A 9,233-nucleotide genomic window follows, 5' to 3' on the forward strand; every position below is an offset into this window, starting at 1 on the left:
AAATGAGATTGTTATTAGTTGAAGATGACGGGCCTCTTGCCAGAGGCCTTAAAACATCGCTGCAAAATGCAGGGTACGCAGTGGACTGGGTGGCACTTGGTGAGCTTGCGGTCAAGTCATTCCAAGGGGCGGAATATCAATTAGTGATCCTCGATTTAGGCTTGCCTGATATTGATGGCCTGCTGGTGCTATCTCAACTAAAAGCGATTAATGCCACGGTGCCTGTGCTTATTTTAACGGCGCGCAGCGATATTGACAGTAAAGTCACAGGGCTTGATCAGGGCGCCGATGATTACTTGGCAAAGCCTTTTGATGTTGCCGAATTAATGGCGCGCATTCGTGTACTAGAACGCCGTGCAGGCACTAACCATGCGGCGCTTATTCAAATTCGCAACGTCACATTAAATACTGAAAATAATCAGTTGTTGGTTGATAATCAAGCGGTTGATTTATCTCGAAAAGAGTACATGGTGCTGCGTGCGCTGATGGAAAACACCAACCGCATTCAATCTAAATTAAGCTTGGAAGAAAAACTCTACGATTGGGGTGAAGAAATTAGCTCTAACACCATTGAAGTGCACATTAGTAACTTACGAAAACGTTTACCAACGCAGTTTATTGCTACGGTGCGAGGTGTTGGCTATCTTGTCAAAGAATAATGCTAAGTCGATGCAAGGCCAGCTGATAAGCTTAATTTTGGCAAGCGTGGTACTGGCAACCTTTTTTGCTGCGCTGCACAGTTATCGCAGCAGTTCTAAGCAGTTAATGCAGCTGTTTGATGCGCAATTACAAGAATTTGCAGAAATAGCGTTGGCACTTAATAACAGTGAAACACTAACAAGCAGCGCACATCGTTTATTTCAAATCACCAATCAACACGGCCTTGTTAGGCAAAGCCAGCAATTAGAAATTGACTTTAAAACCTTACCACGTGCGTTCCAGCAACATTTAGCAAATGAACTACCAAGCGGTTTTTTTGAAGCAGGTTTTGGTGGCCAGCGCTGGCGTTTATATCGTTTTGAACGTGCGCCTTTTTCGGTGCTGGTGGCAGAGCCTTTGAGCAAACGCCAATTGGCTTCTGAAAATTTACTGATGGTAAGCATTTCACCTGTGGTGATGGTGGTACCTATTATTGGTTTGATAGTGTTTTATTTGGTGCGTAAAAATATCAGGCCGTTAAGAGCGCTTGGTAATGCCCTTCGTAAAAAAGACCATACCGACTTAACGCCTGTGGCAAGCCAAGGCATGGTTACTGAGCTTTTGCCGGTGACGGACAAAATTAATGATTTGTTGGCGCGCTTGGCATTGGCGTTTGATCGCGAAAAACGTCTAACCGCCAATATTGCCCATGAGCTGCGTACGCCAATTAGTGTGTTATCCATCACCGCACATAATTTAAGTTATCAGCTTAACCAAAAAGACATTACACAAGACGATTTAGCCGATTTAAAGCAACAGGTTGAGCGTTTAGCACAAGTGGTTGAGCAAATTATTGCGCTATCGCGCTACACCCCTGAAAACTTTAATGAAACACTTAAACCCATTGATATTGAATCATTAATACAAGAATTAATTGCTGCGCGTTATGATGAGATTATTTCGCAGCAACAAGAAATTGAACTGCAAATGTCACATGCAGTGGTGATTGGCGAAGAATTTGCTTTGAAAACCTTGTTTGATAATTTGCTACGCAATGCCATTAAATATGCTGGCAAAAAACAGCGTATTTTAATTCGTCAAATCCCTGCGACAACAAATATGATGGGCATCGAAGTTGCTGATTCTGGCAGCGGAGTAGATATCACCATAATGCAAGATTTACTAACGCCATTTTACCGTGAAGAATCTAAGCAAACTAAGGTAAAAGGATCGGGCTTGGGGCTTGCCATTGTTAATCATATTGTGGATTTGCTAAATGGTAAAATGACACTTGAAAACGGGGAGTTAGGTGGTTTGTCGGTGAACGTTTACCTACCAATAACAGAGCATAAGGAGGTGCAGTGAAGCGCCTAATTGTATGTTTGTTATTTTGCTCGTTTTCACTTTTTGCCGAGCGTGAGGTATTTCATTTAACACTTAAGGATCATGTGTTTTACCCTGAGCTGCTAGAAATTCCTGCTAATAAAAAAATAAAATTGGTGATCACTAACTTAGATGACTCTGACGAAGAGTTTGATAGTTTTGATATGAACCGAGAAAAAGTCATTTTTGCGAAGCGCAAAGCAACGATTTTTGTTGGCCCACTGTCTCCTGGTGAATACGAGTTTTTTGGTGAATTTCACCCAGATACCGCTCGCGGTAAGGTGATTGCGAAGGAGCCAAAAAATGCTGATTAATACGGTCATAATCTTTTTGCGCGACATTTTACCTTTATGTGTATTGCTTTGTTATCTCAAAGTGTTGTTTAACCATATCAGTTATTCGCTACGCTCGCTTTTTATAGCATTACTGGCCATTGTGTGCTGTGTAATCGCACTATTAAAAGGTGCACCAAGCATTAGCTCGCTGTTCGATGGAGCTGGGGTGGAAGTGGTGAGCTCAAGTTTATTGATGCTTTTTGCGGTAGGGTTATTTATTTCACTAATCAGTGGGCAAACCACCATCATTAAATATTCGGTGATAGTTGCTGTGATATCACTTACAAGTTTAAAGCTGGCTGGGTTTTTCCACTATTTAACAGTAAGTGTTAACTCTGTTGGTTCGCTACAGCAGTTTTTATTGGCGTGCTTTTTAGGCTTCGGCATTACGTTAAGTTTTGCGGTGCTTTGGTTATTTGTATTAAACGAATTAAAGGCCAAAGGCTACCGTGTATTATTGGCATTGCTATTTGCCAGCTTTGTGGCAGGACATTTAGCTGAGGTGTCTGATTTATTATCTCAAGTAGATTTAATCGATGCCGGTAGTACCGCATTTGTGCTTGAAAATTGGCTGTCAGATAAATCGGAATATGGCCGCGTATTAAGCGCCATTATGGGGTACGAATCATCGCCCACTTTCGCCTTTGTTATCACCTATACCGTGTCTTTGGTAATTATGTTAATTGCGTTTTTTAAATCAAATTTAGCGCTTCGCTCAAGTGAGGATAGTAATGACTAAATCAGTTGCTTGTTTACTATTATTGGTGAGTGCCAGCTGTTTGGCTGACAATATGACGGTAGATAAAATTTACCACCCTTATGTATTGGCGAACGAACGCGAAGTGGAATGGCGATTAATGTCGAGTAACACCGATGCTGGCAATTTACTGGCGCAGCGTTTAGGTTACGGGCAGGCGTTTACAGAGAATAAATCCATCGAGTTTTATGTGATTGGCGAGCGTGATAGCGATGATAACTTTACTGTTTCGGGCTATGAAATTGAAACCCGCTGGATGCTCACCGAGCAAGGCGAATACAGCTCAGACTGGGGCGCATTTTTTGAAATTGAAAAGCAAGATAGCGAAGCCAATTATGAGTTTTCTAGCGGCCTGATTGTTGAAAAAGAGTTTGGCAAAGTGAGTGCCACACTAAATGGTATTTTATCGTACGAATGGGGCGATACGGCCGAAAATGAACTTGAAATAGCAATGCGTGGCAAAGTGCGTTACCGTTATTTAAGTGCCTTTCAACCCTCCGTTGAGTTTCATGTGGGCGAGCGTTTTGCTGCCATTGGCCCAGGCTTTATGGGCACCTACCGTTTTGATGGGCAAAAGCAATTAAAGTGGGAAGCAAGCTTTGTAACTGAAGTATCACAACCGGGTAAACACCATACTTTGCGCTTTGGCATTGAGTATGAATTTTAGCTAAGCAATCTATGGTTAAATTTTTAAGGAAGAAAAATGGTTGTAATTTATGGAATTAACGAGCTGCTAAACCCAATTAAAGCGCAGTTATCTGAAGTTATTCAGACTTCTATGACTGACGTGTTGGGCCTTCCAGAAAGTAAACGTGCCCATCGTATTGTGCCTCTTGATAGATCAAATTTTTATTATCCAGATGGCCGCACAGATGCTTACACTGTAATTGAAATCAATATGATGCAAGGTAGAACACCTGCAACTATAAAAACCTTAATAATGGCGCTTTTTCAGAATATTGAATCATCACTTGGCATTTCACCAACAGATATAGAAATCACTATCAAAGAGCAACCAAAGCATTGTTGGGGATTTCGTGGCATGACTGGCGATGACGTGAAAGATTTAACATACCAAGTCAATGTATAGTAAAAACAATCGATAAATCTTGATAGTAAAAACAATCGATAAATCTTGATAGTAAAAACAATCGATAAATCTTGATAGTAAAAACAATCGATAAATCTTGATAGTAACAACAATAACTATTTAACGTTTTAGTTATCATTTATTTCAAACGAGTGTGTTTTCAGGGGATTAAATGTTGTGATTTCCAAATTACCTAAATGGGTAGAATTCGGCGCTCTAATTTTATCTTTGATAGCGGGCTTTGTTAATGCTGTGGGTGTGCTTGGCTTTGACCATCAATCTATATCTCATTTATCTGGCACAGCCACGTTGCTTGGTACTGAAATTTTTAGTGGTTCATTGCAAAAAGCATTTCAGTTTTTAGGCATCTTACTTTCATTTTTACTTGGGGCTTCTATCGCCGGATTTTTATTACATGGCTCCACATTAAAATTAGGAAGGCACTACGATACGGCGCTATTTATTGAATTTATTTTATTACTTATCTCATCGTGGTTTTTAACCAGTGGCTCACACAATGGTTACTATTTTGCGTCAGCCGCGTGTGGCTTACAAAATGCGCTCGCAACAACCTACAGCGGCGCTATTATACGAACGACACATGTAACAGGTATTTTTACTGATTTGGGTATTATGCTTGGTGCCATCTTTAGGGGAGACAGGCTTGATAAGCGAAAAGTGAAACTTTTCGTTTTTATTATTTTTGGCTTTATCTCTGGTGGGGTGTTAGGCGCTTTATGCTTTTCTCGCTATCAATTTATGGCGTTACTGTTACCTGCTTTTTTATGTTTATTGCTCTCAGTTGCGTACCGCACATATTTAAACAGAACATCAAATAGATAGTGACCTTTAAATCACTATCTACAGCTAAAATACACTAATTTCCTTTCGCTAATGCACTGTAATGGCCTGATCGTTTACCACTAGCGACTGACCATTTTCTTGAGCGCGAATAAAGCTCGAAATCAACACGTTATTTGATAACGAGTTAATATCTTCAACTTCTTCAACTGTACAAAACATGATGGAATCCCAACCCAGCCCTTTTATAAAGCTTTTAAGCTTTTTGATGTTTTTTTGATAATTTTTATCGGTTGTTAATAGGCCGATAGAGTGTTTATTACCAAGTTTGTACTTATCATTGTTTGAAGTTGCGCACTTTGCGTAGCCGCTCAATACATACACTATATTTGCTTGTTTGTTCATGGTGATAATTTTTTAAATTTGTTAAATGCATACAGGTTTTGTATGCATTTTCTAAACCAAATCACACAAGAACGTTAAAATCATATTGTATGCCATTAATAGCGACTAAATGAAATTATTTTTATGTGGACTCAGTAGGAAATCTGTCCATAAATCGTCAATTTTTTGTTGTGATTTAAAATGCAATTGCAGTTATGGCTTTTCACTGCATGCTTTCCAAAAGGATTCTCCCAATACTCTATTAATTTCTTCAGCGGAAGTGTGCCCATTAGAAATAGCCTCAATAGCAACTTGGTAGAGGCTTCTGGCACCGTTTTTAGATGCTATTTCTCTAAGAGCACTTGAGCTTTCGCCAGCTCTGACTGCATCAGCTAAGTTTTGGTCCATCGTGATGATTTCAAACAAAGGCATACGGCCTTTATAGCCAGTTTGATTACATTTATCGCAACCAACAGGAGCCATAATATTAAGTTTTGGAAAAATGCTTTTAAGGCGTTTTCCATGTTCATTTTCGCTGCTTTCTTTACTACAGCAAGAACAAAGCCTTCTTACCAGTCTCTGCGCCGCTACACCTTTTAATGAATCAGCTAGAATAGGTCGGGAGACTCCTAATCCAATCAGCCTTGGGATTGTTGTGATGGCATCGCTGGTATGCAAGGTAGTCATAACAAAATGCCCGGTTATAGCTGCTCTAAACGTAATTTCTGCTGTCTCTTCATCACGCACTTCGCCCATTAAAATGACATCTGGGTCCTGCCTTAAAATGCTTCTAAGTGCACTCGAAAAAGTAAGATTTTGGCTTGGGTTGATATTAACTTGGGCAATACCCTCAATCTCGTATTCGACGGGGTCTTCAACGGTGACAAGGCATTTTTCTGGGGCATTTATTTCTTTAAGAGCAGAATAAAGAGTGCTGGTTTTACCAGAGCCTGTTGGGCCTGTTATGACAAAAATTCCCTCGCTGCTATGAAGTAAGTTTTTAAACGTTTCGAGTTCTTTGTCTTGAAGGCCAATCATATCTAGTTGATTTACCGCTGATTTAATCAGAAGGCGAATGACGACTTTTTCACCGCCTCGAACCGGTAATGTAGATACACGCAAATCAACATCTTGACCTTTTAATTCCAAACTTACACTACCATCTTGAGGAACCATTTTCTTAGCCAAATTTAGACGGGCAATTGCTTTAATACGCTGGATAATCGGAATGAATACTTGAGATGGTAACTCTGAAATAACCCGCAACATACCATCAATGCGATAACGAACTACGCCACCTCCCTGAAAAGGTTCGATGTGTATGTCGCTCGCTTTTAGAATAAATGCTTCCAATAGCATCTCAGAAACAATTTTAACTATGGCTGAGTTTTCAGAAATAGGTTCTGACTGTGAGAATGAAGTATTTGCTTGATTGGATTTGATAACAATATCGTTCTGAGACAACGCATTGTCTTCATAAAATAACTCGGTCCACTTTGCAATAACACTAGGATGAGCCAATTGAGATGTGACATGAAGACTTGTTAAAAATTCAACCATTGATTCCATATCTGAATCAAATGGGTGGGGTGAAGCTACTATGAGTTGACCATCAGTTAAACTTAGCGGAAAAATACCATATTCTTTGGCTACTTTTAGAGGCACGAAATGCAACAACTCTTCAGTTATATTTTGTGGACTATCGGCGACATCCAGCTCAAAATGCTTGGCTACCATTCTTGTTAATGTGTTCGCATCGACTTGAAGAATTGATTCTGCATTTTTCCATACTTTGAGAGCACAATTGCTTTCAAAGAGCTCATCAAGATTAAGTTCTTTATTTTTTATATGCTCAAGGCAAAAACGATGAAGCCACTGAAATGTTTGATTACTTCTATGTATTTCATTATTTTCAGTCATAGTTAGTCCATGTAAATTTTATCGTCTTTGGCATCAAATGTAATCGTTGAATCGCCATGAGGCATAGTTAGGCGAAAATGATCTTTGCTAATTTTCTCATAAGAAACATCGATCACTGCGGCAATCGGACTAGGTAATTCGTCGGGAAGCTTGCCATAGTTTGTTTTATAGTGCTCTACGTCTTCCGCTACCATTAATAAAGCAACAGAACTGCCGGTTTGGAAATCCCTGTCATAGTTTGTATGGTGTGTTTTTACGCCAGTAACAGCTGTTTTAGCAATTAAAAATCCGAATACAATGCACACAGCGTATGTTATCCAGCTTGGTAACATAATTGTTGTGCGACTATTCGTTGACTGATTCTTTTGAGTTTCATTCATCGCCTCTGCAATATTCTCTTGCCAGCGTTTATTTGTAGAATCCATTTTTAGCACTCCAATTTATTAATGATGACCATGATGTTGACCCTGATGTTTATCAGGGTGCATTACCCAACCAGGTGGCCAATTTAAGTGAGAACCCGCATTACTTTGACTGCCTGTATTTGATTGACTGTTAGCACTACTAGATGAGCTAGAACTGCCAGTATTGGTTTGGCTGTTGGAGCTACTTGATGAACTTGATTGGCTTCCTGAGTTGCTCGCGCTATTACCATTATTTGCTGTCATTGAGTTTGTTTGGCCTGAAAAAGTACTTTGGCCGTTATTACTACTTCCGCCATTGTTATTTGCATTACTTGGTGGAGGTGATGAATGACACGTTCCATATTGTTGACCAGGCTCGGGTGGCCAAAGATAAAACCCAGTATTACAAGGAGAGTTATGTGGTTTTTGTGTTGTTAGTGGGTTGGGCTGTGGTTGACTCGTTGTGGCTACTAAAGCTTGTCCACTTGTTTGGTGTGTTTCAAATGGAGTTGCTAATGCAATAATCATTATATTTGGCGTAACAAAAGAGTGTTGTAACTTAGTGACATGATCTAGCGCATTAAGCACATTTATTCCATTTTGGTCATTTGCCTTTAAAAATAAAACGGGGAAAGCCTCATGGCCGGTATACTTGAAATAGCCAGAGTGATTAACCAACTGTGCGGAAAATTCAATATTAAACTCTTCTGTGAACTGACTCGCTAAGCCTGGTAAGTAGGCTGGAGGCACACCAAATTTCTCACTGGATAACTCATCCGGTTTGGCTAATGCATCTGGAGCTGTAGCAATAACGTCTTGATAGGCAAGGCCTATAGAGTGAACTCGATATAAAAGAGAAGCGGCTTTTGATTCATTTACATAGCCTTGGTAATTGGGCAGTGCAATCATTGCTAAAATACCGATAATCGATACAACCAACATAATTTCGATTAACGTAAAGCCCTGATAGTTTTTTATTAGGGGCTTATTTAAAAAGTTTAACTTCATTAATACTGTCCATTTTAGAAACAAATTATTCCTTAAAGTTTAGACAACATTAGCGAACTTTCTTCTTTGTGGCTGATTTTTAGTGAAAAAATACCTAAATGTTGGAAATAGACCATAAGTCTGATTTACAGCAAAGTTAGAAAACTAATTTGGTGGTGTTTAGACAGAGAGTCTTATTGATTAATAAAACAGTCTTAGTGTTAACCGAGACCTATGTAAAAAAGGCCACATTATGTGGCCTTTAAAGTACTGGATTTTGGAACGCTTAAGCGTCTGTTTTATGCCCTTTCATACCGTAGAATACGATAAACACGTAACATACAGCAGGAATAATAAAAGAGAGCGTCAGGCCAATCGTATCAGCGGCCATACCTTGGAAAACAGGAATAATTGCACCGCCCACGATAGCCAAACATAAAATGCCTGAACCTTGTGAGGTGTGCTCTTTTAAGTTGTTAATCGCAAGACTAAAAATAGTTGGGAACATAATTGAGTTACATAAACCCACAGCG

10 protein-coding genes and 2 pseudogenes are annotated in these 9,233 nt (G+C 39.6%); 7 read left to right on the top strand and 5 right to left on the bottom strand.

Features of this window, described 5'->3' with window-relative positions; translation table 11 throughout:
* Positions 1-2 precede the first annotated feature (2 nt).
* The 7 genes from C2M30_RS16590 (at position 3) to C2M30_RS16620 (ending at position 5,047) form a co-directional block, all read left to right on the top strand.
* Positions 3-659 (top strand): response regulator, encoded by a 657-nt coding sequence (locus C2M30_RS16590; protein ID WP_105172495.1) that lies wholly within the window; start codon positions 3-5, stop codon positions 657-659.
* Positions 646-2,004: a sensor histidine kinase gene (locus C2M30_RS16595; RefSeq protein WP_158683511.1), complete on the top strand. Its 1,359-nt coding sequence runs from the start codon at positions 646-648 to the stop codon at positions 2,002-2,004. Before C2M30_RS16590 ends, C2M30_RS16595 begins: the two co-directional genes overlap by 14 nt.
* Positions 2,001-2,336: a cupredoxin domain-containing protein gene (locus tag C2M30_RS16600; RefSeq protein WP_105172497.1), complete on the top strand. Its 336-nt coding sequence runs from the start codon at positions 2,001-2,003 to the stop codon at positions 2,334-2,336. The genes C2M30_RS16595 and C2M30_RS16600 overlap by 4 nt, the downstream gene beginning before the upstream one ends.
* Positions 2,326-3,096, top strand: coding sequence for a hypothetical protein (locus C2M30_RS16605; protein ID WP_105172498.1), 771 nt, complete (start codon positions 2,326-2,328; stop codon positions 3,094-3,096). The genes C2M30_RS16600 and C2M30_RS16605 overlap by 11 nt, the downstream gene beginning before the upstream one ends.
* Positions 3,089-3,781, top strand: a complete 693-nt coding sequence (locus C2M30_RS16610) for a hypothetical protein (RefSeq protein WP_105172499.1) — start codon at positions 3,089-3,091, stop codon at positions 3,779-3,781. Before C2M30_RS16605 ends, C2M30_RS16610 begins: the two co-directional genes overlap by 8 nt.
* A 36-nt stretch (positions 3,782-3,817) precedes the next feature.
* Positions 3,818-4,204 (top strand): tautomerase family protein, encoded by a 387-nt coding sequence (locus C2M30_RS16615; protein WP_105172500.1) that lies wholly within the window; start codon positions 3,818-3,820, stop codon positions 4,202-4,204.
* A gap of 177 nt (positions 4,205-4,381) precedes the next feature.
* Positions 4,382-5,047 (top strand): YoaK family protein, encoded by a 666-nt coding sequence (locus tag C2M30_RS16620; protein WP_105172501.1) that lies wholly within the window; start codon positions 4,382-4,384, stop codon positions 5,045-5,047.
* A gap of 48 nt (positions 5,048-5,095) precedes the next feature.
* Here the strand turns inward: C2M30_RS16620 and C2M30_RS16625 are convergent, their stop codons facing one another.
* The 5 genes and pseudogenes from C2M30_RS16625 to C2M30_RS21850 form a co-directional block, all read right to left on the bottom strand.
* Entirely contained in the window at positions 5,096-5,410 is a 315-nt protein-coding gene (locus tag C2M30_RS16625) for a hypothetical protein (RefSeq protein WP_105172502.1), read from the bottom strand.
* Positions 5,411-5,602: 192 nt separating this feature from the next.
* On the bottom strand, positions 5,603-7,309 hold the full coding sequence (locus C2M30_RS16630) for a GspE/PulE family protein (protein WP_105172503.1): 1,707 nt from the start codon (positions 7,307-7,309) through the stop codon (positions 5,603-5,605).
* A 2-nt stretch (positions 7,310-7,311) separates the two neighbouring features.
* Positions 7,312-7,734, bottom strand: a complete 423-nt coding sequence (locus C2M30_RS16635; RefSeq protein ID WP_105172504.1) for a hypothetical protein — start codon at positions 7,732-7,734, stop codon at positions 7,312-7,314.
* A gap of 848 nt (positions 7,735-8,582) precedes the next feature.
* Positions 8,583-8,721: pseudogene (locus C2M30_RS21845) on the bottom strand (type IV pilin protein); the annotation flags it as partial.
* A gap of 265 nt (positions 8,722-8,986) precedes the next feature.
* A pseudogene (locus C2M30_RS21850) lies at positions 8,987-9,233 on the bottom strand (glucose/galactose MFS transporter); the annotation flags it as partial.

The sequence above is a fragment of the Pseudoalteromonas sp. T1lg24 genome, from assembly GCF_002964745.1.
Lineage (GTDB): Bacteria > Pseudomonadota > Gammaproteobacteria > Enterobacterales > Alteromonadaceae > Pseudoalteromonas > Pseudoalteromonas spongiae.